The sequence below is a fragment of the Actinosynnema sp. NPDC050801 genome, assembly GCF_040673975.1.
Lineage (GTDB): Bacteria > Actinomycetota > Actinomycetes > Mycobacteriales > Pseudonocardiaceae > Actinosynnema.
Window position 1 is genome coordinate 25505 of record NZ_JBFAQZ010000010.1, and the last position, 24681, is coordinate 50185.

Annotated in this window: 25 protein-coding genes; 12 read left to right on the forward strand and 13 right to left on the reverse strand. The window is 71.8% G+C overall.

What is annotated here, in order from left to right; all coding sequences use genetic code 11:
• Positions 1-2: 2 nt before the first annotated feature.
• The gene (locus tag AB0K14_RS22530) at positions 3-662 is read right to left on the reverse strand and encodes a hypothetical protein (RefSeq protein WP_360457077.1); all 660 of its coding nucleotides are present in this window, start codon (positions 660-662) and stop codon (positions 3-5) included.
• Between the two features lie 73 nt (positions 663-735).
• Here AB0K14_RS22530 and AB0K14_RS22535 point away from each other — a divergent pair, with 73 nt between their 5' ends.
• Positions 736-1368: a DUF6338 family protein gene (locus AB0K14_RS22535; RefSeq protein ID WP_360457074.1), complete on the forward strand. Its 633-nt coding sequence runs from the start codon at positions 736-738 to the stop codon at positions 1366-1368.
• On the opposite strand, the gene AB0K14_RS22540 is transcribed toward AB0K14_RS22535, so the two are convergent.
• Together AB0K14_RS22540 and AB0K14_RS22545 are read right to left on the reverse strand one after the other, a co-directional pair.
• Entirely contained in the window at positions 1365-1673 is a 309-nt protein-coding gene (locus tag AB0K14_RS22540; RefSeq protein ID WP_360457072.1) for an AzlD domain-containing protein, read from the reverse strand. The genes AB0K14_RS22535 and AB0K14_RS22540 overlap by 4 nt on opposite strands.
• The gene (locus tag AB0K14_RS22545) at positions 1670-2347 is read right to left on the reverse strand and encodes an AzlC family ABC transporter permease (protein WP_360457069.1); all 678 of its coding nucleotides are present in this window, start codon (positions 2345-2347) and stop codon (positions 1670-1672) included. Before AB0K14_RS22545 ends, AB0K14_RS22540 begins: the two co-directional genes overlap by 4 nt.
• 56 nt (positions 2348-2403) lie before the next feature.
• Between AB0K14_RS22545 and AB0K14_RS22550 the strand changes: the two genes are divergently transcribed.
• The 3 genes from AB0K14_RS22550 to AB0K14_RS22560 all read left to right on the forward strand — a co-directional run bounded on the left by AB0K14_RS22550 (position 2404) and on the right by AB0K14_RS22560 (position 3699).
• Positions 2404-2961, forward strand: a complete 558-nt coding sequence (locus AB0K14_RS22550; RefSeq protein WP_360457066.1) for an XRE family transcriptional regulator — start codon at positions 2404-2406, stop codon at positions 2959-2961.
• Positions 2962-3049: 88 nt separating this feature from the next.
• On the forward strand, positions 3050-3295 hold the full coding sequence (locus AB0K14_RS22555) for an antitoxin (RefSeq protein WP_360457063.1): 246 nt from the start codon (positions 3050-3052) through the stop codon (positions 3293-3295).
• The gene (locus AB0K14_RS22560) at positions 3292-3699 is read left to right on the forward strand and encodes a type II toxin-antitoxin system VapC family toxin (RefSeq protein ID WP_360457061.1); all 408 of its coding nucleotides are present in this window, start codon (positions 3292-3294) and stop codon (positions 3697-3699) included. Before AB0K14_RS22555 ends, AB0K14_RS22560 begins: the two co-directional genes overlap by 4 nt.
• Positions 3700-3748: 49 nt before the next feature.
• On the opposite strand, the gene pdxS is transcribed toward AB0K14_RS22560, so the two are convergent.
• Entirely contained in the window at positions 3749-4657 is a 909-nt protein-coding gene (gene pdxS, locus AB0K14_RS22565; protein ID WP_360457058.1) for a pyridoxal 5'-phosphate synthase lyase subunit PdxS, read from the reverse strand.
• A 298-nt stretch (positions 4658-4955) separates the two neighbouring features.
• On the opposite strand from pdxS, the gene AB0K14_RS22570 reads away from it, so the two are divergent.
• The gene (locus tag AB0K14_RS22570; RefSeq protein WP_360457055.1) at positions 4956-7025 is read left to right on the forward strand and encodes an elongation factor G-like protein EF-G2; all 2070 of its coding nucleotides are present in this window, start codon (positions 4956-4958) and stop codon (positions 7023-7025) included.
• Here the strand turns inward: AB0K14_RS22570 and AB0K14_RS22575 are convergent.
• The 5 genes from AB0K14_RS22575 to AB0K14_RS22595 form a co-directional block, all read right to left on the reverse strand.
• Positions 7013-7159: a hypothetical protein gene (locus AB0K14_RS22575; protein ID WP_360457052.1), complete on the reverse strand. Its 147-nt coding sequence runs from the start codon at positions 7157-7159 to the stop codon at positions 7013-7015. The genes AB0K14_RS22570 and AB0K14_RS22575 overlap by 13 nt on opposite strands.
• A 201-nt stretch (positions 7160-7360) precedes the next feature.
• Entirely contained in the window at positions 7361-7495 is a 135-nt protein-coding gene (locus tag AB0K14_RS22580; RefSeq protein ID WP_360457048.1) for a hypothetical protein, read from the reverse strand.
• A gap of 86 nt (positions 7496-7581) precedes the next feature.
• Positions 7582-7707 carry a hypothetical protein gene (locus AB0K14_RS22585; protein ID WP_360457045.1) on the reverse strand — a complete coding sequence of 42 codons (126 nt, stop codon included), beginning with the start codon at positions 7705-7707 and terminating at the stop codon, positions 7582-7584.
• A gap of 125 nt (positions 7708-7832) precedes the next feature.
• Positions 7833-9329: a CoA-acylating methylmalonate-semialdehyde dehydrogenase gene (locus AB0K14_RS22590; protein WP_360457176.1), complete on the reverse strand. Its 1497-nt coding sequence runs from the start codon at positions 9327-9329 to the stop codon at positions 7833-7835.
• 8 nt (positions 9330-9337) lie between these two features.
• Positions 9338-10612: an aspartate aminotransferase family protein gene (locus AB0K14_RS22595; protein WP_360457042.1), complete on the reverse strand. Its 1275-nt coding sequence runs from the start codon at positions 10610-10612 to the stop codon at positions 9338-9340.
• Between the two features lie 105 nt (positions 10613-10717).
• On the opposite strand from AB0K14_RS22595, the gene AB0K14_RS22600 reads away from it, so the two are divergent.
• A complete protein-coding gene (locus AB0K14_RS22600) occupies positions 10718-12367 on the forward strand; it encodes a PucR family transcriptional regulator ligand-binding domain-containing protein (protein ID WP_360457039.1) in 1650 nt (549 codons plus the stop codon).
• Here AB0K14_RS22600 and AB0K14_RS22605 read toward each other — a convergent pair.
• The 3 genes from AB0K14_RS22605 to AB0K14_RS22615 all read right to left on the reverse strand — a co-directional run bounded on the left by AB0K14_RS22605 (position 12364) and on the right by AB0K14_RS22615 (position 16120).
• Positions 12364-12804: a hypothetical protein gene (locus AB0K14_RS22605; protein ID WP_360457036.1), complete on the reverse strand. Its 441-nt coding sequence runs from the start codon at positions 12802-12804 to the stop codon at positions 12364-12366. The genes AB0K14_RS22600 and AB0K14_RS22605 overlap by 4 nt on opposite strands.
• A gap of 575 nt (positions 12805-13379) precedes the next feature.
• Positions 13380-14825, reverse strand: coding sequence for a S1 family peptidase (locus tag AB0K14_RS22610; RefSeq protein WP_360457033.1), 1446 nt, complete (start codon positions 14823-14825; stop codon positions 13380-13382).
• Positions 14826-15145: 320 nt separating this feature from the next.
• Positions 15146-16120, reverse strand: a complete 975-nt coding sequence (locus AB0K14_RS22615; protein ID WP_360457030.1) for a LysR family transcriptional regulator — start codon at positions 16118-16120, stop codon at positions 15146-15148.
• A gap of 265 nt (positions 16121-16385) precedes the next feature.
• Between AB0K14_RS22615 and AB0K14_RS22620 the strand changes: the two genes are divergently transcribed.
• From AB0K14_RS22620 to AB0K14_RS22645, 6 genes are all read left to right on the forward strand, one after another.
• Entirely contained in the window at positions 16386-17888 is a 1503-nt protein-coding gene (locus AB0K14_RS22620; RefSeq protein WP_360457027.1) for an NCS1 family nucleobase:cation symporter-1, read from the forward strand.
• Positions 17885-18727: a nitrilase-related carbon-nitrogen hydrolase gene (locus AB0K14_RS22625; RefSeq protein WP_360457025.1), complete on the forward strand. Its 843-nt coding sequence runs from the start codon at positions 17885-17887 to the stop codon at positions 18725-18727. The genes AB0K14_RS22620 and AB0K14_RS22625 overlap by 4 nt, the downstream gene beginning before the upstream one ends.
• Entirely contained in the window at positions 18724-20109 is a 1386-nt protein-coding gene (gene hydA, locus AB0K14_RS22630; RefSeq protein ID WP_360457022.1) for a dihydropyrimidinase, read from the forward strand. The genes AB0K14_RS22625 and hydA overlap by 4 nt, the downstream gene beginning before the upstream one ends.
• A 9-nt stretch (positions 20110-20118) precedes the next feature.
• Positions 20119-21111, forward strand: a complete 993-nt coding sequence (locus tag AB0K14_RS22635; RefSeq protein ID WP_360457019.1) for a TIGR03842 family LLM class F420-dependent oxidoreductase — start codon at positions 20119-20121, stop codon at positions 21109-21111.
• 86 nt (positions 21112-21197) lie between these two features.
• The gene (locus AB0K14_RS22640) at positions 21198-21716 is read left to right on the forward strand and encodes a DUF4240 domain-containing protein (RefSeq protein ID WP_360457016.1); all 519 of its coding nucleotides are present in this window, start codon (positions 21198-21200) and stop codon (positions 21714-21716) included.
• 17 nt (positions 21717-21733) lie between these two features.
• The gene (locus AB0K14_RS22645) at positions 21734-22108 is read left to right on the forward strand and encodes a PH domain-containing protein (RefSeq protein WP_360457013.1); all 375 of its coding nucleotides are present in this window, start codon (positions 21734-21736) and stop codon (positions 22106-22108) included.
• Between the two features lie 157 nt (positions 22109-22265).
• Here AB0K14_RS22645 and AB0K14_RS22650 read toward each other — a convergent pair whose 3' ends face one another.
• On the reverse strand, positions 22266-24614 hold the full coding sequence (locus tag AB0K14_RS22650) for a hypothetical protein (RefSeq protein WP_360457010.1): 2349 nt from the start codon (positions 24612-24614) through the stop codon (positions 22266-22268).
• Between the last annotated feature and the right edge of the window lie 67 nt (positions 24615-24681).

The window sequence follows — 24681 nt, forward strand, 5'->3', positions numbered from 1 at the left end:
GATCACGATTCGCGGCCGGTGACCTTCGACCAGAACGAGCGCTTGCGCGGCTCGGTCCCGGCCGCCTGCTCGTGCTGTGCGGGCCGCGGTGCGGGCCGCGGGTTCGGCGCGGGAGGTCGGGTGATCGGCGACGGCAGCGAGTCGGGCTCGCCGATCACCGGCGGCGCGGCGCTCCACAGGCCGGCCTCCTCGTCCGCGTCGAGCAGGTACCGCCGATCGCCGTCACCGGCATCAGCACGCGGACCGGACGAGGGGGCGGACCTGGCGTCCGCCACCCCCGGGTCAACCGCCTGCGAGTGCCTGAACTGGCCGCGGCCTGCGCCCATGCCCCCGCCACCGGCTGGGAATGGTCGACCGGCCGTCGGTGGCGCCGCGGCCTGCGGGTGCACGAACTGACCGGCGGGCGGGACGCCGAGGAATCCCCCGGCCACGCGACCGGGTCGATCCGGCCCACCGGCCTGCGGTGGCGTCGCGTCCTGAGGTGTGGTCGCGGCCTGCGGTGGCACCGCGGCCTGCGGGTGGACGAACTGGCCGGTCTGACCCCCGCCGGGCTGCAAATAGTCGGGCGGGTTCTGCCCGGGCCCGGGAACCGGCCCGACCCGGTAGTCCGGCGCCGGGAATCCCCGCGGTGGCGTGCGGTCGGGGTCGTCATGCGTGGACACCACGTACCTCCCCTACGAGTGTGCCGACACGATTACGCTACGCGAGCCGGTGGCGTCCGGGGAGGGAGAACTGGTGCCGACCAGTGTGGTGGGGCTGGTGCTGTTCCTGATCCTGCTCGCGCCGGGCTTCGCGTTCGTGCTGCGCCAGGAGCGGGTGCGGTCCGGTCGCACGCAGTCGGCGTTCCGGGAGACCACCACCGTGGCGCTGGTGAGCGTGGTGGCCAACGGCGCCGTGCTCGCGCTGTTCGCGGTGCTGCGCATCGCGTTCCCGTCGTGGACACCGGACGTCGGCGCGATCGTGCGGACACCCCAGCGGTACGCGGTCGAGCACTACGCGCAGCTGCTGGGCTGGGGCATCGGGATGTTGGCAGTGGCGACGCTGGTGGCGTTCCTGGCCGGTGGTCGGCGGGTCAGGGAGCACGAGTCGAGCGTCTCGGCGTGGACGCTGCTGTTCACCGCGCACCCCGGCGCCGCGGTCTTCGTCGGCTGCGTGCTGGACGACGGGTCGTACGTGGCCGGTCGGCTGCTGTCGTTCAGCCGGGCGGCCGAGGACGTGGCCGATCGCGAGCTGACGCTCACCGGTCCGATCACCTACCGCGCACCGGAGAAGACCGGGACCTCCGTGCTGCCCGACGTGGGCGCGACGGCGATCAGCGCCCGCCGGATCGTGCTGCTGAACGTGTCGTACCTGTCCGAGGCCGCTTAGGGCACGCCGGCGAGCCGCAGGCAGGCGGTCGTCACGGCGGCCAGCACGACCGCCACCACGAACGGCGCCTTGCGCCAGGCCGCCACCCCGCCCACCAGCACGCCGATCGGCAGGGCGAGGCCCGCGAAGCCCTGCCCCTTGGTCAGCGAGGCCGTGACGACCAGGGCGAACAGCAGCACGGTCGCCGAGGTGGACATCAGCAGCTCGACCCGGGCGGACAGCCGGACGCGGTCGCGCAGCAGCGGTCCGGCCAGGCGGAACGCGTAGGTGCCCGCGGCGAGCACCAGTACGGCGGTCAGCGTCACGTCTTCACCCCCTGTCGTGCGGTGATCAGCAGGCCGCCCAGGGCGAACAGCACCGGGACGCCCGCGGGCAGCAGCGGCGTGGTGGCCAGCGCGATCGCGGCGCCGAGCAGCGCGGCGTGCCGGGTGGCCCGGTCCTTGAGCGCGGGCAGCAGGAGCGCGAGCAGCGCCGCCGGGAACGCCGCGTCGAGCCCGAACGCGTTGGGGTCGCCGATGTTGCGGCCGATCAGCGCGCCCGCGAGCACGGCGGCGTTCCAGGCGATGAACAGGGCGACGCCGCACGACCAGTAGGCGGCCTTGGCCTTGCGCGGGTCGCTCTGGGCCAGCGCGAACGCGGTCGTCTCGTCGATCAGCAGGTGGCTGCCGACGAGCCGGTGGAGCAGGCCCCTGCCCAGCACGTGGCCGACCGCCAGGCCGAACGGCAGGTGGCGGACGTTGAGCAGGAGGCCGGCGAGCACCGCGGCGGCCGGGCTGCCGCCGGCGGCCACCACCCCGACCGCCATGAACTGCGAGCCGCCCGCGAAGACCAGCAGCGACATCACCACGGGCAACCACCACGGCAGACCCGCGCCGGTGGAGATCGCCCCGAACGACGCTCCGCTGACCGCGGCGCCGGCGGCCACCGCGGCGACGTCACGCAGCAGCCGAGAATCCAATGTTCGCCATGTCGAACGCATCGTCTTCTACGATGAACAGTAAGAAGGCGTTCGTCAAGCCGAACGATTGGACTGTCATGTCGAACACAGGCGCTCCGCTGGAGGTCATCGCCGCCTCGCTGCGACGGGAGCGCGAGCGCGTCGGGCTGTCGTTGAGCGAGCTGGCCAAGCGGGCGGGCATCGCGAAGTCCACGCTGTCCCAGCTGGAGTCGGCGAGCGGCAACCCGAGCGTGGAGACGCTGTGGGCGCTCGGCGTGGCGTTGGGCGTGCCGTTCTCGCGGCTGGTCGACCCGCCGACACCCCGCGTCCGCGTGATCCGCGCGGGCGAGGGACCGGCCATCTACTCGGAACGCGCCAACTACACCGCGACCCTGCTGGCGTCCTGCCCACCGGGCGCCCGGCGCGACATCTACATGCTCCAACTGGAACCGGGCCCGGCCCGCGAGTCCGAGCCGCACATGCCGGGGACCCTGGAACACGTGATCGTCAGCAGTGGCCGCATGCTCGCCGGCCCGCAGACCGAGCCGGTCGAACTGGGCCCCGGCGACTACGTGCTCTACCCCGGCGACATCCCGCACACGGCCCAGGCACTCGAACGGGGGACGACCGCCCTGCTGGTCTCGGAGCACGTGTAGAACGCACGTTCGAGCGATCCAGTCGGTCCGCCGAACGGCCGATAGATCTTGCATGCAGACAGCAACCGCCCCACCTATAGTCGACGACATGAGCGAGCGCGACACGAAGCCGGTCCACATCCGCAACGTGCCCGCCGACGTGGTCGACATCCTCCAGTCCCGCGCCGGCGCTCGCGGGATGTCGCTCACCGCCTACCTCCGGAACCACCTGGTGGACATGGCTGCCAAACCCACCATGGAGGAGTGGGTCCAGGCCGCCACCGATCGCGACTGGGGAGTCACCAGCGAGACGATCCAGCGGACCATCAGCGAGATCCGCGAGGAGGAAAGGTGACGGCCATCGACATCGTCGTCGACTGCTCGGCGCTCATCGAGGTCGTGGCGGGCAAGGCGCCCGACCGGATGCTCCTGCGGCGACTGTCGAATGCGACCGCGGCGGCACCGGTCCTGCTCGATGTGGAAGCGATGCAGGTCTTGCGCCGGATGGAGCGCAGGGAGGAGCTGTCCAGCGAGCAGGCCGGCACAGCGTTCTCGTTCATCTGCACCGCGCCGGTCGAGCGGTTCGCCCTCCAGGGACTGGTCGAGCGCGCTTGGAGCCTGCGCGAATCGATCAGCACGAATGACTCGTTCTACGTCGCCCTCGCCGAGCGGTTGGGCGTGCCCTTGGTGACCACCGACGCGAAGTTGGCCGGTTCGAACGGGCATCAGGTCGACATCGACGTGTACCCCGTCTCCTGACACGGCCGCGGCCCGCCGGGAGTCCGGCGGGCCGCGGTCACGTCGGGGACTACCAGCCGCGCTCGGCCAGGCGGTGGGGCTCGGGGATCTCGTCCACGTTGATGCCGACCATCGCCTCGCCCAGGCCGCGCGACACCTTCGCGATCACGTCCGGGTCGTCGTAGAAGGTCGTCGCCTTCACGATCGCCTCCGCGCGCTGCGCCGGGTTGCCGGACTTGAAGATGCCCGACCCGACGAACACGCCCTCGGCGCCCAGCTGCATCATCATCGCCGCGTCGGCGGGGGTGGCGATGCCGCCCGCGGTGAACAGGACGACCGGCAGCTTGCCGGCCTCCGCCACCTCGCGGACCAGCTCGTACGGCGCCTGGAGCTCCTTCGCCGCGACGTACAGCTCGTCGGTCGGCAGGTTCTGCAGCCGCAGGAGCTCGGCGCGGATCTTGCGCATGTGCGTGGTGGCGTTGGAGACGTCGCCGGTGCCGGCCTCGCCCTTGGAGCGGATCATCGCCGCGCCCTCGGTGATGCGGCGCAGCGCCTCGCCCAGGTTGGTCGCACCGCACACGAACGGCACGGTGAACTGCCACTTGTCGATGTGGTTGGCGTAGTCGGCAGGGGTCAGCACCTCGGACTCGTCGACGTAGTCCACACCGAGGGACTGCAACACCTGCGCCTCGACGAAGTGGCCGATGCGGGCCTTGGCCATCACCGGGATGGAGACGGCCTCGATGATGCCGTCGATCATGTCCGGGTCGCTCATCCGGGACACGCCGCCCTGCGCGCGGATGTCGGCGGGCACCCGCTCCAGCGCCATGACGGCCACGGCGCCGGCGTCCTCGGCGATCTTGGCCTGCTCGGCGTTGACCACGTCCATGATCACGCCGCCCTTGAGCATCTCCGCCATGCCCCGCTTGACGCGGGAAGTGCCGGTGACCTGGGTGCCGGCGTCGGGTGAAGTGGTCACGACCAGCCTTTCTCGAAGTAGGGGGCGAACACCACCCATGGTACGGCCGACGTGGACCGCCGAAGCATGCCAATCAGGCACGTTCTCGGCAGGCCACTTCCACTTCCTTCGCAGGTAGTGGCGCACGCCACCCGCCGCAACGGCGGCACGGCCACCGACGGCGCGGTGACCGGCGTCCACCGTGGTGACGGCCGCCGACCGGATTCCTCCTGCCGGGTTGGGTGTGGCCGTTTGGGGTTGTCCCCCGCGCCACACGGGTGTGAGATCGGACACTAAATACTTGTGGAGGGTGGGTCCTATGGGCAGCAAACACTCCGACAACGGCCACTCGGCAGGCGCGGTCGCTGTGGACGACCCGGCCAAGGTCCGCAACGTCGTGCTGGTCGGCCCGTCCGGCTCCGGCAAGACGACGCTCGCCGAGGCCCTGCTCGCCAGCACCGGCGTGCTGACCCGACCGGGATCGGTCACCGAGGGCAACACGGTGTGCGACCACGACCCCGCCGCGGTCCGCCAGCAGCGGTCGGTCGGTCTCGCGGTCGCCCCGGTCCAGCACGGGGACATCAAGATCAACCTCATCGACACGCCCGGCTACGCGGACTTCGTCGGCGAGCTGCGGGCCGGTCTGCGCGCGGCCGACGCGGCGCTGTTCGTGGTCAGCGCGGCGGAAGGCGTCGACCCGGCCACCGTGGCGCTGTGGGAGGAGTGCGCGATGGTGGGCATGCCGCGCGCGGTCGTGGTCGCCCGCACCGACCACCAGCGCGCCGACGTGCTGAACGAGATCGCCTCGTGCCAGGCGGCGTTCGGCGCGGGCGTGGTTCCGCTGTACCTGCCGCTCCCGGACGAGCCCGACGGCCTGGTCAACCTGCTCGTCACCGACGACCCCCGCTTCGAGGAGCAGCGCAACGCGCTCATCGAGGGGATCATCGCGGAGAGCGAGGACGAGACCCTGATGGACCGCTACCTCGGCGGCGAGGAGATCGACCAGGCGACGCTCATCGCGGACCTGGAGACGGCGGTCGCGCGCGGCTCGTTCCACCCGGTGATGCCGGTGTGCGCGCTGAGCGGCCTCGGCCTGCCCGAGCTGCTCGACGGCATCGCCCGAGCGTTCCCCTCCCCCCTGGAACACCCGCTGCCCGAGGTGACCGGCGTGGACGGCATCCCGCAGCCCCGCATGGAGGCCGACCCGAACGGCCCGCTGGTGGCCGAGGTCGTCCGCACGGCGGTCGACTCGTACGTGGGCCGCGTCTCGCTGGTGCGCGTGTTCTCCGGGACGCTGCGCCCCGAAAGGCCGGTGCACGTGTCCGGGCACGGCATGGCCGATCGCGGTCACGAGGACCACGACGTGGACGAACGGGTGGCGCACGTCTACTCGCCGCTGGGCGCGAACCTGCGCGAGGTGCCGTACTGCGTGGCGGGCGACCTGTGCGCGTTGACCAAGCTCGGCTCCGCCGAGACCGGCGACACGGTGTCCGCGCCGGAGAAGCCGCTGCTGGTGGCGCCGTGGGAGATGCCGGAACCGCTGCTGCCGGTCGCCGTCGTCCCGCGCAGCCGCAGCGACGAGGACAACCTGGCGCGCAACCTCGGCAAGCTGGTGGCGGGCGACCCGACGCTGCGGCTGGAGCGCAACGCCGAGACCCACCAGCTGGTGTTGTGGTGCATGGGAGAGGCGCACGCGGACGTCGTGCTGGCCCGGCTGCGCGCGGGCGGCGCGGAGGTCGACACCGAGCCGGTGCGGGTGGCGTTGCGCGAGACGTTCGGAGGCGAGGCCAGGGGCCACGGGCGGCACGTGAAGCAGTCCGGCGGCCACGGCCAGTACGCGGTGTGCGACATCGTGGTCGAGCCGCTGCCGCGCGGGTCCGGCTTCGAGTTCGTGGACAAGATCGTCGGCGGCGCCGTGCCGCACCAGTTCATCCCGAGCGTCGAGAAGGGCGTGCGGGCGCAGCTCGAACGGGGGCTGCAGGGCGGGCACCCGGTGGTGGACATCCGCGTGACGCTGGTGGACGGCAAGGCGCACTCGGTCGACTCGTCGGACGCCGCGTTCCAGACCGCGGGCGCGCTGGCGCTCAAGGAGGCCGCCGCCAACGGCAAGACCGTGCTGCTCGAACCCCTGGACGAGGTGAGCGTGCGGCTGCCGGACGACCACCTCGGCACCGTGCTGGGCGACCTGTCCGGCCGGCGTGGCCGGGTGCTCGGCACCGAGGCGGAGAGCCCCGGCTACACGGTGATCCGCGCCGAGGTGCCCGCCACCGAACTGCTCCGGTACGCGGTGGAGCTGCGCTCGCTCACCTCGGGCACCGGCACCTACACGCGTCGGTTCAGCCGCTACGACCCCCTCCCCCAGGCACTGGCGGCGGCTCAGGCGAAGTAGCGATCACGATCAGCGGACGGGCCGGGCCGGATCTCGAACAGGCCCGGCTCGACCTCGACCGAGTCCTGCTCGACCCGCTCGCGCAGGTGCGGCGGCCAGGTGGTCGCGCGCGACCACCGGATACCGTCCAACACCACCCCGGACAGGTCGACCTCGCGCAGGTCGACGCCGGTCAGGTCGTCGAGCGCCTCCTGGATCGCCTCGAACTCCAGGTCTACGGTCGGAACCGGGTCGTCCGGCGTCCACGTCCAGCACGTCCGCCAGGCGCGACGTCACCTCGCCGTGCCTGGCCGGGATCAGCACCTCGCGCACCAACCGCTCGTGCGGCTCGAACCTCATGGCCGCTCCCCCATGAGCTCGGCCAGCCTGCGCCTGGCCTTCTTCAGGCTCGCCCGCACGGCGGCCGACTCAATCTTCAGCTGACCGGCGATCTCCGCCGCGTCGGCCAGCCGCGCGCCCTGCCACAGCAAGGAAGGCGACCAACCGCGCCAGGTCCGCCCGGTAGTAGGCGCTGAACCCGGCGACCACCTCGGTGGTCGACGCGTCGAGCAGCCGTTCACGCTCGTCCATGCTTCTCCTGCCGCGACAACGCCACCACCGCGCGCAGTCGCAGCCACAGGCCGACCAGGGACATGCCCCGCACGACGACCGCGGTCGCCAACGCCACCAGCATCGGATCCATCCCGGCGCCTTCCCTCGTGATCGAGTGTCACGAGTAAGAGCGCCGAGCACACGTCAGCGTGAACTATTCGTCGTCACTTGGGCCCGGGTGATCCGCCGGTGTCGGATCACCCGGCACCGGTTGCCTCAGGTGTTCTGCGGGAAACCCAGGTTGACCCCGCCGTGCGACGGGTCCAGCCACCGGCCGGTGACCACCTTGGTGCGGGTGAAGAAGTGCACGCCCTCGGGGCCGTACGCGTGCGAGTCGCCGAACAGCGAGTCCTTCCACCCGCCGAACGAGTAGTAGGCCACCGGCACCGGGATGGGCACGTTCACGCCCACCATGCCCACCTCGACCTCGTTCTGGAACCGCCGCGCCGCGCCGCCGTCGTTGGTGAAGATCGCGGTGCCGTTGCCGTACGGGTTGGCGTTGACCACATCGAGCGCGTCGTCGTACGCCGGCACCCGCAGCACCGACAGCACCGGCCCGAAGATCTCGTCGCGGTAGATCGACATGTCCGTACCGACGTGGTCGAACAGCGTCGGCCCGAGCCAGAACCCCTCGGACGCACCGTCGATTGCATGCAGTCGACCGTCTACGACCAGCGAGGCGCCTTCGGTTTGTCCATTGTCTACATAAGACAGCACACGATCGCGGTGCGCGCCCGTCACCAAAGGGCCCATCTCGCAGCCGGCACGGCGGCCGTCGCCGACATGCAGGTCTCGGATGCGATCCGCGATCTTCGAGACCAACTCGTCGCCGACCGGGTCGACCGCGACGACCACCGAGATCGCCATGCACCGCTCGCCCGCCGAGCCGAACCCGGCCGACACCGCCGCGTCCGCCGCCAGGTCGAGGTCCGCGTCCGGCAGCACGACCATGTGGTTCTTCGCACCGCCCAACGCCTGCACGCGCTTGCCGTGCCGCGTACCGGTCTCGTAGACGTACCGCGCGATGGGCGTCGACCCGACGAACGACACCGCCTTCACGTCCGGGTGCTCCAGGATCCGGTCGACCGCCACCTTGTCGCCGTGCACCACGTTCAGCACGCCGTCGGGCAACCCGGCCTCAGCGAACAGCTCCGCGATGAAGTTCGCCGCCGAGGGGTCCTTCTCCGACGGCTTGAGCACCACCGCGTTGCCGCACGCGATCGCGTTGGGCACGAACCACAGCGGCACCATGGCGGGGAAGTTGAACGGCGAGATCACCCCGACCACGCCCAGCGGCTGCTGGATCGAGTAGACGTCGACCCGGGTGGAGGCGTTCTCGCTGAACCCGCCCTTGAGCAGGTGCGGGATGCCGCACGCGAACTCCACGGACTCCAGCGCGCGCTGCACCTCCCCCGCCGCGTCGGACAGCACCTTGCCGTGCTCGGCGGTGACGATCGCGGCCAGGTCGCCCTTGCGGGCGTTGAGCAGCTCGCGGAACGCGAACATCACGTTCGACCGCTGCGCCAGCGACGCGTTGCGCCACGAGGCGAACGCCTCGCGCGCCGCCGTCACCGCCGCGTCCACGGTGGACTCGTCGGCGAAGTCGACCCGGCCGGCCACCTGCCCCGTCGCCGGGTCGTACACGTCGCCGTAGCGCGCGCTGTCGCCACTCCACGGCTTGCCACCGATCCAGTGGCCGACCTTCTTGGGCACGATCGTGTTCACAGCACGTCCTCCAGGATGCCGAGGGCTTCCTCGACCTCGTCCTCGGTCAGCGTCATCGGCGGGGCGAGGCGGATCACGTTGCCGTACAGGCCGCCCTTGCCCACCAGAAGCCCCCGTTCCCGCGTGCCCTCCAGCACCGCGACCGCCCGCGCCGGGTCCGGCGAGCCGTCCGGGCCGACCAGCTCGATGCCGACCATGAGGCCCTTGCCCCGCACGTCGCCCACGGCGGGGCGGTCCGCCGCGATGTCGCGCAACCCGTCGATCAGCCGTTCGCCCAGCTTGGCGGCGTTGGCCTGGAGGTCGTGGTCGAGCAGGTAGTCCACCGTGGCCAGGGCGCCCGCCGTGGCGATCGGGTTGCCGCCGAACGTGGACAGTGAGTGGGCTTTGAGGCAGTCCATCAGGTCGCCGCGCGCGACCACGCCACCGATCGCCAGGCCGTTGCCCAGGCCCTTCGCGAACGTCATCGCGTCCGGCGTCACGCCGTGCGCCTGGATGCCCCAGAAGTGCTCGCCGGTGCGGCCCCAACCGGTCTGCACCTCGTCCGACACGAACAGGATGCCGTACTCGTCCAGCACCTCCTTGAACGCGCCGAACAAGCCGTCCGGCGGCGACGAGAACCCGCCGACGCCCTGGATCGGCTCGGCGATCATGCACGCCACGTCGCCCGCGGTCGTCGTCTCGATCACCTCGCGCAGGTCCGCCACGCACGCCTTGACGTAGTCGGCGTCGGACAGGTCCTTGAACGGGCTGCGGTACCGGTAGCCACCGTGCACCCAGCTGACCTTCACCGGGCTGAGCGAGGACGCCGACCAGCCGCGGTTGCCGGTGATCGCCACGGTGGCGAACGCGCGGCCGTGGTAGGAGTTGCGCAGCGCGAGGACCTGGTCGCTGCGGCGGTACTGGGTGGCCAGCATGAGCGCCGTCTCGTTGGCCTCGGTGCCGGAATTGGTGAAGAACACCTTGGCGTCCTGGATCCCGGACAGCTCGGCGATCTTCTCGGCCAGCTCGACCTGCGAGCGGATCAGGTAGAGGGTGGAGCTGTGCAGCACGCCGGTCGAGAGCTGGGCCCGGATCGCCTCGGAGATCTCGGCGACGTCGTAGCCGACCGCGTTGGTCAGGATGCCGGCGAAGAAGTCCAGGTAGGTGCGGCCCTCGCGGTCGGTGACGCGGCGTCCGCTCGCGCTCGCCAGCTCGATCGGCCGTTCGTAGTAGAGGGCCATCCAGTCGGGCATCACCGCGCGGTGCCGGGCCAGCAACTCCTCGTGTCCCATCGCGTCCTCCGGTCGTAGGTCCCTGCGAGGAGTGTGGTCGGCGGTGCCGGGGGCCGCCATGGACAACCTGTACCCCTTTGCCGCCCGGCGCATTACGTTGTGTCCATGTACCCCACGGTGGCCGAAGCGCTCGCCCTGCCCGTGGTCCGGCGCGGCAAGCCGGCCGTGGTCGCCGGGGCCGCCGGGATGGGCCGCCGGGTGCGGTGGGTGCACGTCGCCGAGGTGGCCGACATCGCGCACCTGCTGCGCGGTGGCGAACTGGTGCTGACCACCGGCATCGCGCTGCCCGACGACCCGGACGGGTTGCGCCGCTACGTCGCCGACCTCGCGTCGGTGGGCGCGTCCGGGCTGGTGGTGGAGCTGGTGCGGCGGTGGAGCGACGAGGTGCCCGGTGCGTTGGTGGCCGCCGCCGAGCAGCACGAGCTGCCGCTGGTCACGCTGGCCGAGGAGACCCGGTTCGTGTCCGTGACCGAGGCCGTGGTGTCGCTGATCGTGGACGCCCAGCTCGCCGAGCTGCGGGCGGCCGAGCAGGTGCACGAGGCGTTCACCGCGTTGACCGTGGCCGGCGCGGAGCCCGCCGAGGTGCTGCGCGAGGTGGCCCGCACCGCCGGGCTGCCGGTGGTGCTGGAGACGTTGGGGCACGAGGTGCTGGCCTACGACGCGGCGGGGCAGGACCCGACCGCGCTGCTGGCCGACTGGGGCCAGCGGTCACGGGCGGTGGCCGTGTCGGAGCGCACCGCCTACCACGCGCAGGCCGGGTGGCTGGTGACGGTGGTCGGCGCGCGGGGCGCGGACTGGGGTCGGCTGGTGCTGCTGTCACCGGAGGCGCCGCCGCACCGGCACGTCGTGGTGGCCGAACGCGCCGCGTCGGCGTTGGCCGTGCACCGGCTGGTGGCGCGGGACCGCGAGTCGTTGGAACGGCAGACGCACCGCACGTTGCTCACCGAGCTGCTCGGGCAGCCGCCGCACGACCTGCCGACGCGTGCGGCCGCGCTCGGTGTGCCGTTGGAACGGCGTCAGCTCGTGGGGGTGGCGATCCGGCCGGGCACGGCGACCGCACCCGCGCAGGCGCTGGCCTCGCAGGAGGTGTTGCGCGACCTGGCCGAGGCGACGGCGTTGGCGGCGCGGCGGGTGCCCGTGCCCGCGCTCGTCGGCGTGGTGGACGACACGAGCGTGCGGGCGTTGCTGTCACTGCCGCCGCAGGCCGGTTTGGACGGTGTGCTGCGGCGGTTGGCGCGGGAGGTGCACCGGCGGGCGGCGGCGACGCAGCACGCGCTGCCCGTGGTGGTGGCCGTCGGCACGACCGTGAGCGCGCTGCCGGACGTGCGGCGGTCGTTGGGCGAGGCGGCGCACGTGGCGGGTGCGGCGCTGCGGTCACCCGGGACGCGGCTGTACCACCGGCTGGACGACGTGCGGCTGCGCGGGCTGCTGCACCTGCTGCGCGAGGACGAGCGGGTGGTGGCGTTCGCGGACCGCGAGCTGGGGCCGCTGCTGTCGCGTGACGCGAACCAGGGCACCCGGCTGGTGGAGCTGTTGCGGTGCTTCTGCGAGCACGGCGGCAACAAGTCCGCCGCGGCGGCCGCCGCGCACCTCTCCCGGACCGCGTACTACCAGCAGTTGAGCCGGATCGAGCAGGTGCTCGGGGTGTCCCTGGAGGACCCGGAGTCGGTGCTCTCGCTGTACGTGGCGTTGTTGGTGCAGGACATGGGCGAGCGGGACCCTCAGCTGCCCCGCCCGCCCACGTCGACGGCCTAGCCGAGCGGCATCGGCACCGGCAGCTTGTCCAGCTCCGCGAGGTCGGGCCCCTGCGCCGGACCCGTGACCGGGGGCGGTACGAGCGGGAGCGCCGGGGGCGTGGGCAGGGCGCGGGCCTGCGGTGCGAGGACGTCGTCGGCCTGCGGCAGCCCGGGCGCGGCCGGGGCCTTGAGCGCGGCGGGGGCGGCCACCTGCGGCGCCTTGACCTCCGACGCGCCACCGGGGAGCGGCGCGGGCAGCTGCACGGCCTGACCGCTGAGCAGGTCGGTCGCGGGCTTGGTGACGTCGATGCCGACCTCGGGGGCGTTGCGGATCTTGCCGTCCATGATCTCCGTGGGTGCCTCGGCTGCGGACGCGGCGGACGCGAGCAGCGGCGAGGTACCAACGGCGAGCAGGGCGGCGGCACGCAGGAGTCCGCGCGTGCGGTATCCAGACACGGTTTTCCTAACCTGGTTGGGGACCTGCAAGTTGACCTCCTACGCATCGACCACCAGACCCCCCACCCTTGACCGCTCGATCAGGTGACTGACGCTCCGTAAACCTGGGCCACTCGATCGAGTCACACTGGCTGTGTGACCGAGTTACCCAACCGCGTGGGCGGACCGGTGCACGGTCCGGTCGTGCAGGCCGGCGCCATCCACGGCGGCGTCCACGTCCACCCGCCCCGCCCGCCCCGATCAACCAACTACCGCCCGCCGTGCCGCACTTCGTCGGCCGTGCGCACGCCCTGGACTTCCTGTCCGCGCAGGTGGACCGGCAGTCCACCCTGCTGATCACCTCGATCGGGGGCACCGCGGGCATCGGGAAGACGACCTTGGCCGTCTACTGGGGCGATCGGGCACCCCGAGGCCGAGTCGGTGCGCGAGCGGTGGTGAGAGCCCCGCGGGTCCGGGGTCGGGGTACCGGAACCGCGGGGCCGCCCGCCCCCGTGGCGGATCGGGTGCCGCGCGGGCCCGTGTCGGGGAGACGAGGTGCGACACGGGCCCGCGGCGGTTTCTTCCCCCCGTGGCCGCTAGGGGTTGGTGACCCCCAGCGCGTAGTTGCCGGAGCCGCTGTACGCGTGCACGCGATACCGGTAGTAGCCGGGTGTGCCGTTGTAGTTCACGGTCTCGCTCGCGCCGGGGCTGTCGCCCTTCGCCACGACGGCCCACGAGCTGCCGTTCCACTTCTGCAGGTAGAGGTCGAAGTCGGCGCCGCTCGGGCCAGCCAGGCAGCCGACGTGCGCACCGGACACCGTGGACTGGTAGTAGCTGTTGTTCGGCTGGTACGCCTGCCCGCCCGCGGCCAGGGAGCCGTTGTGGGTGGTCTCGGAGTTGTCGCAGCCGGTGGGCGGGTCGGGGTCGCCGCCGCCGGAGGTGATCAGGGTCAGGCCGTAGACCTGGAGGATCTCGTTGACCGGCTGGAAGTACGTGGTGCCGCCGGTGCGGCAGTTGCCCGAACCGCCGGAGGTCACGCCCTGCGCCTGGGTGCCCGCCAGCAGCGAGCCGCCCGAGTCGCCGGGCTCCGCGCACACGGTGGTCTGGATCAGACCGCTCACCGTGCCCTGCGGGTAGGTCACCGACGAGTTGCGGGCCTGGATGGTGCCGCAGTGCCAACCGGTGGTGGAACCGGACCGGCACACCGTCGAACCGACCGGCGCGTCCTGGGAGCCCGCGACCGACACCGTGCCGCCGGAGTAGTTGTTGACCAGCCCGCGCGGCGTGTTGCCCGCCGCGACCTGCACCCACGCGTAGTCGTTGCCGGGGAAGCTGGAGCCGCGGAACGTGCCGCTCGGGTTGGACGTCGACGCGCCGGTCGAGCCGCAGTGCCCGGCGGTGACGAACCCGCCGTTGACCGAGAAGCCGACCGAGCAGCGCGTGCCGCTGCCGATGTTGTAGGCGTTGCCGCCGATCACGTCGATCAGGGGACGGGGCGCCTCGGTGGTGGCCACGTACCGGACCGCGGCGGCGTCGACGCCGGACGACGCGGCGAACGCGCGTGCGGCGGCGAGCTCCCCGGGCCGGGACTTGACCACGACGGTGTTCGTCGGCAGGTCCACGTACCAGCCGGGCACCGACCGCGGCGCCTTGGCCACGTTCGCGTCCAACGCCGCCTTCACCGCGTCCAGGTCGCCCTCGCTGCGCTGGACGAGCTTGGTGCGCACGCCGCCCTGGTCCGCGTCGGACACGCGGGTCACGCCGACGGTCAGCGTGCCGGAGGAGTCGATCCACGCGCCGCCGAACGAGCGGTCCAGCCGCTTGCGCAGGGCACGCGCGGCGTCGGCGGAGCGCTCGTCGGCGGCCAGCCGGGCACGCGCCTGGTCGGCGTCCAGGCCGAGGTCGCGCTGGATCGAGGACAGGACCTCCGCGTCCTGGCCGGCAGGGGCGGCCTGGGCGGTGGCTGTCGCGCCGGCGGGGGTCAGGAGTCCCGCCGCGACGAGCGCCGCGGCGAGCGCCAGTGGTCTCAACAGTGCTGACATGGGGAAATCTCCTCAAGGGAGGCAGGGATTCCCAGTGAAGGTAGGACCGCCGGCCCGGTCGCGGTAATACCGCTTAGGTCATAAGACGCAGTGATGGCCACCCGGCCGACGACGGACATCGCTTCGGCGACAACCGCCGGCCGGGTCGACGGCCGGACCGGTCGGCGACGGGTGTCCGGGGCTTCGGGCGGAGGTCGAGGGCGTGCGAAGGCCGAACGCCAAGGGCGGGGTGCGAGGTGCGGGGTGCAAGGTCGGGCCGACACCTGGTGCGGGCTCAGGCCGACACCTGGTGCGGGGTCGGGCCGACACCTGGTGCGGGGTCAGACCGGCGCGTGGTGCGGGATCGCGCCGTACTCGGGGTGACCCGGCAGCCAGCCCGTGTAGCGCGGGTTGCGTTCGGCGGTCTCCCGGTAGGCCTCGGCGGCGTACCGCAGCACCTGCGGGCCGAACGCGGCGGCCGGGCCCTCGGGGTCCCAGCCGATCAGGTGCCGCCACCGCAGCGGCGCGCCCGCCAGCGGCATCGAGACCAGGCCCGGGGTGCGGCGGAACGTCGGCTGGCACAGCGCGACCGCGTCACCGGACGAGGCCAGCTCGATGCAGCTGTTGATGTCGACCTCGTACATGGTGCGCGGGGTGAAGCCCGCCCGGCTGCACGCGGCCACGAAGCAGTCGCCGAAGCACCCGTCGCCCGGCACGACCGCCCACTGCATGTCCCTCAACGCACCCAGCTCCACCTCCTCCAGCAGCGTGAACGGGTGGTCCTCCGGCATCAGCACGAACACCGGGTCGACCGCGATCACGTGCCACGTCAGCCCGTGCTCCGACGGCGGCGGCGCGTCACCGCACACGCCGACCAGCACGTAGTCGAGCCGACCGGCGGCGACCATGGCGGACAGCTCCCGCCCCGACCAGGACACCTGCGTGGAGACGTGCGCGCCGGCGTGCGCCTCCGTCAGCCGGTGCACCAGCCCGCCGAGCATCGGGCCGTTCACCGCGCCCACCCGGTACCGGTCGCCGGGCACGTCGTCGTCCACCAGGCGCAGCGCGTCCTCCTGTAACCGGGAGAACGCGGGCAGCAGCACGCGCGCCCGCTCCAGCACCAGTTCGCCCAGCGTGGTGGGCCGGGCGCCCTTGTGGTCGCGCTCGAAGAGCTTGCCGCCGAGCAGGGACTCGATCCGGTTCAGCTGGGCCGTGAGGGCGGGTTGCGCCAGGCCCAGGAGGGAGGACGCCTTCGACAGGCTGCCCGCGTCCGCGATCGCGCAGACGACCCGCAGGTGCCGCAGTTCCAGCTTCATCCACCGGACGGTAGGTCACCGTCCACCACCAGTCGAGGGTCGGCCGGAGGTGCGCGCGACGGCCCGGACCAGCGACTCCGGAGGTCCGCGGACCGGCCCGGACCAGCGGCTGGAGTGGCAATGGACAGAGTGTGCCCTGATCATGTCAAGCGTGGACACTTTGACACTGCCCAGGCGCGCGGGCCGACCGGAGGATGCCGGGATGGAAATCGCGCCGAACCGCGCGTACGAAGGGTGTTTCACGAGCGTAACAGGGAAGTGACCGATGGCCCTTGACTCCGCAACCCAGGTCACAGCCGATCCCGACGGCCGCGTCGAGCTGCGTGATCACTCCGCGATCGCGGACAGCCCGCACTACAACTCCGACCTGGCGCCGGTGCCGCTGGAGCGGCGCACCTGGTCCACGTACAACTTCTTCGCGCTCTGGATGGGCATGGCGCACAACATCCCCAGCTACACGCTGGCCGCGTCGCTGGTGGCGTTGGGGATGGACTGGCTGCAGGCGTTCCTGACCATCACCCTGGGCAACCTGATCGTGCTGGTCCCGATGCTGCTCAACAGCCACGCGGGCACGAAGTACGGCATCCCGTTCCCGGTGTTCGCCCGCGCGTTCTACGGCATCCGGGGCGCGAACCTGGTGGCGTTGCTGCGGGCGTTCATCGCGTGCGCGTGGTTCGGCATCCAGACGTGGGTCGGCGGCAAGGCGCTGCACGTGATCGTGGGCAGGCTCGCGGGCGACGGGTGGGTGGACGCGCCGGTCGTGCTGGGTCAGGTGTGGACGCTGTGGCTGTGCTTCCTGGCGTTCTGGGTGGTGCAGATGCTGATCATCTGGCGTGGCATGGAGGCGATCCGCCGGTTCGAGAACTGGACCGCGCCGCTGGTCAGCGTCGGCTTCCTGGTGCTGCTCGGTTACGTGGCGGTGAAGGCGGGCGGGTTCGGCCCGATCCTGTCCGAGCCGTCCAAGCTCGGCTGGGGCGCGGACTTCTGGAAGGTGTTCTTCCCGTCGTTGATGGGCATGATCGCGTTCTGGTCCACGCTGTCGCTGAACATGCCGGACTTCACCCGCTTCGGCGGCAGCCAGCGCAAGCAGGTCGTCGGCCAGCTGCTCGGCCTGCCGACCACGATGTCGTTCATCGCCATCGTGGCGATCCTGACCACCTCCGGCGCGATGGCGCTGTACGGCGAGGCGATCTGGGACCCGGCGGAGCTGGCCAGCCGGTTCGACAGCACCGCGGTGGTGCTGGTGGCGCTGGTGGCGCTGGTGCTGGCGACGGTGTCGGCGAACCTCGCGGCGAACGTGGTGAGCCCGTCCTACGACTTCTCCAACGCGTTCCCGAAGAAGATCACCTTCGCGGTGGGCGGCCTGATCACCGGCGTGATCGGCATCCTGATCCAGCCCTGGCGGCTGATCTCCGACCCGGGCATCTACATCTTCGCCTGGCTCGGCTTCTACGGCGGCCTGCTGGCGTCCGTGGCGGGCGTGTTCGTCGCCGGCTACTGGATCCTGGCCAGGACGCGGCTGGAGCTGCCGGACCTCTACCTGGCCGGGCGGGGCGCGTACTGGTTCAAGGCGGGCTGGAACTGGCGGGCCGTGGCGGCCACGCTGGTGGGCTCGGTGCTCGCGGTCGGCGGCGCCTACAACGGGCCGTTCCCGGCCGACGGCCTGATCCCGTTCCTCAAGCCGCTCTACGACTACAACTGGGTCGTCGGCCTGGTCGGCGGCATGCTCGTCTACCTGGCGCTGGCGCCACGGAGGGAGAACGCGTGAGCAAGATCATCCGAGCAGGTCTGGTGCAGCAGAAGTGGACCGGCGACAAGGAGTCGATGATCGCGAACGCGGTCGAGGCGGTCCGCTCCGCCGCGTCGCAGGGCGCGCAGGTGGTGTGCCTGCAGGAGTTGTTCTACGGGCCGTACTTCTGCCAGGTGCAGGACGCGGACTACTACTCCTACACCGAGGGCATCCCCGACGGCCCGACCACCGACCTGATGTGCGAGTTGGCCGGGCAGCTCGGCGTGGTGCTCGTCGTGCCGATGTACGAGGAGGAGCAGCCGGGCATCTACTACAACACCGCCGCGGTGATCGACGCGGACGGCACCTACCTCGGCAAGCACCGCAAGAACCACATCCCGCAGGTCAAGGGGTTCTGGGAGAAGTTCTACTTCAAACCGGGCAACCTGGGCTACCCGGTGTTCGACACCGCCGTGGGCAAGGTGGGCGTCTACATCTGCTACGAGCGGCACTTCCCGGAGGGCTGGCGGGCGCTCGGGCTGAACGGCGCGCAGATCGTGTTCAACCCGTCGGCGACCAGCCGGGGCCTGTCGGAGTACCTGTGGCGGCTGGAGCAGACCGCGGCGGCCGTGGCGAACGAGTACTACGTGGGCACGATCAACCGGGTGGGCGTGGAACCGCTGGGTGACAACGACTTCTACGGCCAGTCGTACTTCGCCGACCCGCGCGGCCAACTGGTCGGCGAGGCGGCGTCCGACACGGAGGAGGAGGTCGTGGTCCGCGACCTCGACATGGACCTGCTGGCCGAGGTCCGCAACCTCTGGGCGTTCTACCGCGACCGCCGTCCCGACACCTACGAAGGGCTGGTCCGGCCGTGAGCACCCTGATCAAGGGCGGCAGGGTGGTCAACGCCACCGGCGCCGTCACGGCCGACGTGCTGGTGGACGGCGAGAAGATCGTCGCGCTGCTGGCGCCGGGCTTCCCGGTGCAGGCCGACGAGACGATCGACGCCGCGGGCAAGTACGTGATCCCCGGCGGCATCGACGGGCACACGCACATGGAGATGCCGTTCGGCGGCACGTTCTCCGCGGACACGTTCGAGACCGGCACGATCGCGGCGGCCTGGGGCGGCACCACCACGATCATCGACTTCGCCGTGCAGCCCAAGGGTTCTTCGCTGCTGTCCACCCTGGACAAGTGGCACGCCAAGGCGGACGGCCGGTGCGCGGTCGACTACGGGTTCCACATGATCGTCTCCGACGTCACCGACACGTCGTTGAAGGAGATGGAGTCCTGCATCGACGCGGGCGTGAACACGTTCAAGATGTTCATGGCCTACCCCGGTGTCTTCTACGCGACCGACGGCGAGATCCTGCGCGCCATGCAGAAGGCCCGGGAGACCGGCGCGACGATCATGATGCACGCGGAGAACGGCATCGCGATCGACCAGCTGGTCGCGCAGGCGCTCGCGCAGGGCCGCACGGACCCCGTCGAGCACGGCCTGACCCGGCCCGCCGAGCTGGAGGGCGAGGCCACGTCCCGCGCCATCGCGCTGGCCAAGGTCACCGGGTCGCCGCTGTACATCGTGCACCTGTCCGCCGCGCAGGCGTTGGACGCGGTGACGAAGGCGCGCGACACCGGGCAGAACGTGTTCGCCGAGACGTGCCCGCAGTACCTGTACCTGTCGCTGGAGGACATGGCGAAGCCGGACTTCGAGGGCTCGAAGTACGTCGCCTCTCCCCCGCTGCGGCCCAAGGAGCACCAGTCCGAGCTGTGGCGGGGCCTGCGCACCAACGACCTGTCGGTGGTCTCGACCGACCACTGCCCGTTCTGCTTCAAGGACCAGAAGGAGCTCGGGCGCGGCGACTTCTCCAAGATCCCCAACGGGATGCCGGGCGTGGAGCACCGGATGGACCTGCTGCACCAGGGCGTGGTCAAGGGCGAGATCAGCCTGGAGCGGTGGGTGGAGATCAGCTCCACCACGCCCGCGCGGATGTTCGGCCTGTACCCCCGCAAGGGTGTCATCGCGCCCGGAGCGGACGCCGACGTCGTGGTGTACGACCCGTCGGCGCGACAGGTCATCTCGGCGGCCACGCACCACATGAACGTCGACTACTCGGCGTATGAGGGCATGGAGATCACCGGCAAGGTCGACACGGTGCTCTCGCGCGGCCGGGTGGTCGTGGACGCGGGCGGTTTCCACGGCGCGGCCGGGCACGGGGAGTTCCTGTCCCGCGAGCTGAACCAGTACCTGGTGTAGGGGGCGGCAGTGGACTTCGGTGTGGTGCTCCAGACGGATCCGCCCGCGCGGGACGTGGTGGCGACGATGAAGGCCGCGGAGGACAACGGCTTCCGGTACGGCTGGACGTTCGACTCGGTGGTGCTGTGGCAGGAGCCGTTCGTCATCTACTCGCAGGTGTTGGCGGCGACCAAGGACCTGGTGGTCGGCCCCATGGTGACCAACCCGAGCACCAGGGACTGGTCGGTGACCGCGTCGCTGTTCGCCACGTTGAACGACATGTTCGGCAACCGCACGGTGTGCGGCATCGGGAGGGGCGACTCGGCCCGCCGGGTGATCGGGCAGAAACCCGCGACGCTGTCCACCCTGGGCCGCGCCATGACGGTGATCAAGGAGCTGGCCGAGGGGCGGGAGGTCGAGCACCACGGCACGCCGGTGCGCATACCGTGGGTGCACGACGGCAAGCTGGAGATGTGGATGGCCGCCTACGGGCCCAGGGCGTTGCGGCTGGTCGGCGAGCAGGCGGACGGGTTCATCCTGCAGACCGCGGACGTGGACATCGCGCGGTGGACGATCGGGTCGGTGCGCGAGGCGGCGGTGGCCGCGGGCCGCGACCCGTCGTCGATCACGATCTGCGTGGCCGCGCCCGCGTACGTGGGCGCGGACCTGCCGCACCAGCGCGACCAGCTGCGCTGGTTCGGCGGGATGGTCGGCAACCACGTGGCCGACCTGGTCGCGCGGTACGGCGACACGGGCGCGGTGCCGGCCGCGCTGACCGACTACATCAAGGGCCGCGAGGGCTACGACTACTCCCACCACGGCAAGGCGGGCAACCGGTCGGCCGACTTCGTGCCGGACTCGATCGTGGACCGGTTCTGCCTGCTCGGCCCGGCGTCCGCGCACGTGGACCGGTTGCAGGAGCTGCGGGAGCTCGGCGTGGACAACTTCGCGCTGTACCTGATGCACGACGACAAGGACGAGACGCTCGCGTCCTATGGCGACGAGGTGATCGGCCGGGTGTGACCCGATCGGGGGGTGTTCCGGGTGACCGGCGCACCCCCCGACCCCGGCGTTCCCCGATTGTCGTACCCCGTTGCTAGCGTCGCCGCATGACCCTTCCGACCGCTGCCGAAGAGGCCCGTTTCTGGGCGATGCTGGAGAACGCGTGGGCCACGCTCGGGCCCGGCCCGAACGAGGTGCGGCGCGCGTTGGCCAAGCGCGACGTGACCGCGGAGGCCTTCGAGGAGGCCGCCGAGCTGGAGGAGCACCTGCCGGCGGTGCTGCGGGCGCTGGTGGCGGCCTCCGCCGACCTGTCCGCCGAGGAGCTGACCGCGCTGGACCGGGTGGCCGAGCGCAAGCTGTACGAGATCGACCGGGCCGACGTGCAGGAGGTCACCGACGGCTCGGACGACGGCTTCCTCTACGCCCGCGGTTTCGTCCTCGTCCTGGGCCAGGAGTTCTACGAGGCCGTGGCCCGCGATCCGCGCGTGGCGGTGCCGGACGCCGAGTGCGAGGTGTTCTGCTACTTCTTCGCGCGGCTGCACGCCGACCGGTTCGGGGATCACCCGGACACGGGGTCGGGGATCTCCCGGGAATCGGTCTCGAACCCGGCGGGGTGGCCGAGGTAGCCGGTACCGTCGCGGGTGTGATCGACTTCGAGAAGCAGTCCGTCTTCAAGCTGGCGCCGTGCGCGCCCGAGGACATCGCGTCGCAGGTGTCGCCGATCCTGATCCAGGGCGAGCAGATCGTGTCGAGCTTCAAGACCGTGCGGGACTTCGTGGTGTTCACCAACAAGCGGGTGATCGCGGTGAACGTCCAGGGCATGACCGGCCGCAAGAAGGACTTCACGTCGCTGCCCTACAGCCGGGTGCAGGCGTTCTCCATCGAGACCGCGGGAACCTTCGACATGGACGCCGAGCTCGACCTGTGGTTCAGCGGCCTGGGTCAGGTGCGGCTGGAGTTCAAGGGCCACGCCGACGTGCGGCTGCTCGGGCAGATGATCGCGACGTTCATCCTCTGAGACGCCGCCGACCCGGGCGGCGCGGTCCGCCTCCTCGGGCCGTTCCACCGGCTGGTCGTGACTCGGCGGGTTCGCGGTCGCACGACCGGGAACCCGCCGGCCCACACCCCGATCCGGTCCACACCCGGCCCGGGCGGAACACCCGGGTTCACGCCACCTAGCCCCGCACGACGGCGAAGTGGCCGAGCCCGCCCGCGGCGACGGCGGACACGCCGGCGATCGCGGTCCGCACCGGCACGGTCGACCGGCACTCGTCCGACAACGGGATCCCGTCGCAGACGCCGGTCGTGCCGTTGCCCAGGTCCCCGGTCACGGAGTTGCGGCCCCACGCCCACACCGAGCCGTCCGCTTGGACGGCGAACGCGGTGCCGTGGGCACCCTCGATCGCGACGGCCCCGGTCAGCCCGGAGACCCGCACGGGGACCGCCTGCCGGCAGCGCGTGCCGGGGTCGGCGCAGACGGTGCCGGTGCCGAGCGCGCCCCAGTAGTCGGTGCCCCAGGCCCACACCCGGCCGTCCGCGGTGGCGGCGTACCCGACCTCCAGGCCACCGCCGATGGTGACGACGTCGGTCAGGTCGGCGACCGGGGTCGGGCTGACCTTGCCCGTGTGCGGTACGCCCGTGCCCGATTCGCCGTCGTAGTTGCGGCCCCACGCCCACGCCGTGCCGTCCGAGCGCAACGCGTACGCGGTCCGCCCCATGCCTGCCGCGGCGATCGCGATGAACGCGGTGCCTTCCGGCCGCGGCAACGCCACCCGCACCGGCGTGCCGGACCCGCAGTGCGGATCGGGCGGGCAGGTGCCGTCGCCCAGCGCCCCCAAGGAGCTGTCGCCCCAGGCCCAGACCGTGCCGTCGGACTTGAGCGCGTAGCCCGTGGCGCTGATCGCGGCGATCGCCGTCACGCCGGTGAGGCCGCGCACCGGCACCGGGACGTTCGAGTCGAGGCCGTACCAGTCCTGGCCGAGTTGGCCGTACTCGCCCTCGCCCCAGGCCCACACGGTGCCGTCGGACCTCAGCGCGTACCCGGTGCCGTCCCCGGCGGCGGCGATCGCGGTCACGCCGGTCAACCCGGTGACCGGGAGGGGCACCGTCGACGTGCCGCCGAAGACGCCGGTACCGAGCGCCCCGGCCTCGTTGTCGCCCCACGCCAGGACCGTGCCGTCGGACTTGAGCGCGTAGGCGACACCCTGGCCGGCGGCCACGTCGGTGATCCCGGACAGCCACGGGCGGCGGGACGGGGTCGAGCCGTAGCGCAGGTGGCCGCCCCAGCCGTGCACGCAGTCGGCCGTGCAGGGCGGCGGCGTGGCGAAGAAGCCCGCGAGGTCGACGACCAGGTCGGTCGAGCCGGCGTTGTTGTACAGGGCCATCCGCGCGTCGCCGCCGATCGCGACCACCGCGCCGTTCGCCGTGTCCTGCCCCGGCGACAGGTTCAGGTTCGACGCGGTCGGCCGGGTCGTGCCCGACCGGTACGCCGTGACGTGCGTCGCCGCCGTCACGTTGGTGCCGGTCAGGTTCACCACGGCGGCGACCGAGGAGAGCGGGATCCGGGTGCCCAGGTCGACCACCCTGGTCTGGCCCGCACCGAGAGGACCGCCCGCCTCACGCGTGTCCGCAGCACGGATCGGCGACACCGGGAAGAACCGGTGGCCGCGGTCGCCCGCGTAGTAGCCGGCCAGGTCCACGACCAGGTGCGTGGCGCCCGCGTTGTTGTAGAGGGAGATCCGGCGGTCGGTGCCCAACGCGACCGTCACGAGGTTCGAGCCGGTCTGGCCCGGCACCAGGTTCAGGTTCGACACCACGGGCCGCGTCGCGCCCGACGGGTGCGCGATCACGTGCGTCGTGGCGGTCGGTTCGGTGCCGGTCAGGGTGAACGTCACCGAGGTGGCCGAGGCGGGCACGTGCGCGGACAGGTCGACCTCGCGTGACGCGCGGGGCCCGAGGGCCGTGGTCGTGCGGGTGTCCAGCACGCGCGTCGGCGGCGTCGTGGTGAACCGCGACGCGTCGTCGGTGGTGTAGTACCCGGCCACGTCCGCGATCAGGTGCACCGTGCCCGCGTTGTTGTACAGGTGCAGCAGCCGCTGCCCGGCCGGCAGCGCGACGGTGACCAGGTTGGCCCTGGTCTCGCCCACGCCCAGGTTCAGGCTCGAGTTGGCCGGCTGGTCGTGCTGCGCCGCGGCGATCTTGACGTACGTGGCCGCCGTCGGCTCCGTGCCGGTCAGGTTGAACACCACCGCGGTGGCCGAGGCCGGCACGTGCGCGGACAGGTCGAGGGTCAGCCGGCTCTGGATCGGGCCGGCCGCGCCCCCGGTGCCGTCGCGGGTGTCCAGCACCCGGCGCGGCGCCACCGGGACGAACGTCGCGCCCTCGTCCACGGCCCGCGGGTTCACCGACCGGGCACCCGCGGACTGGCCCGCCACCGGCCGACCGGCCGGATCAGCCTGTGCCGCAACGGGTTGCACCCCGAGCACGGCCACCGCACACACCGACAACGCCACACGCCAACGCACGGTGTTCCCCCCAGGATCTCCGATGAGCCGGATCACCTTAAGCCGGCGGGTGTCCGAACGCGACACA

What these genes read in the sequence shown, in the direction of transcription:
- AB0K14_RS22545 (WP_360457069.1), bottom strand. Translation starts at nt 2,347, where the DNA reads ATGCGTTCGACATGGCGAACATTGGATTCTCGGCTGCTGCGTGACGTC.
- AB0K14_RS22550 (WP_360457066.1), top strand. Translation starts at nt 2,404, where the DNA reads ATGTCGAACACAGGCGCTCCGCTGGAGGTCATCGCCGCCTCGCTGCGA.
- AB0K14_RS22555 (WP_360457063.1), top strand. Translation starts at nt 3,050, where the DNA reads ATGAGCGAGCGCGACACGAAGCCGGTCCACATCCGCAACGTGCCCGCC.
- AB0K14_RS22570 (WP_360457055.1), top strand. Translation starts at nt 4,956, where the DNA reads ATGGGCAGCAAACACTCCGACAACGGCCACTCGGCAGGCGCGGTCGCT.
- AB0K14_RS22585 (WP_360457045.1), bottom strand. Translation starts at nt 7,707, where the DNA reads ATGGATCCGATGCTGGTGGCGTTGGCGACCGCGGTCGTCGTGCGGGGC.
- AB0K14_RS22595 (WP_360457042.1), bottom strand. Translation starts at nt 10,612, where the DNA reads ATGGGACACGAGGAGTTGCTGGCCCGGCACCGCGCGGTGATGCCCGAC.
- AB0K14_RS22600 (WP_360457039.1), top strand. Translation starts at nt 10,718, where the DNA reads ATGTACCCCACGGTGGCCGAAGCGCTCGCCCTGCCCGTGGTCCGGCGC.
- AB0K14_RS22610 (WP_360457033.1), bottom strand. Translation starts at nt 14,825, where the DNA reads ATGTCAGCACTGTTGAGACCACTGGCGCTCGCCGCGGCGCTCGTCGCG.
- AB0K14_RS22615 (WP_360457030.1), bottom strand. Translation starts at nt 16,120, where the DNA reads ATGAAGCTGGAACTGCGGCACCTGCGGGTCGTCTGCGCGATCGCGGAC.
- AB0K14_RS22620 (WP_360457027.1), top strand. Translation starts at nt 16,386, where the DNA reads ATGGCCCTTGACTCCGCAACCCAGGTCACAGCCGATCCCGACGGCCGC.
- AB0K14_RS22640 (WP_360457016.1), top strand. Translation starts at nt 21,198, where the DNA reads ATGACCCTTCCGACCGCTGCCGAAGAGGCCCGTTTCTGGGCGATGCTG.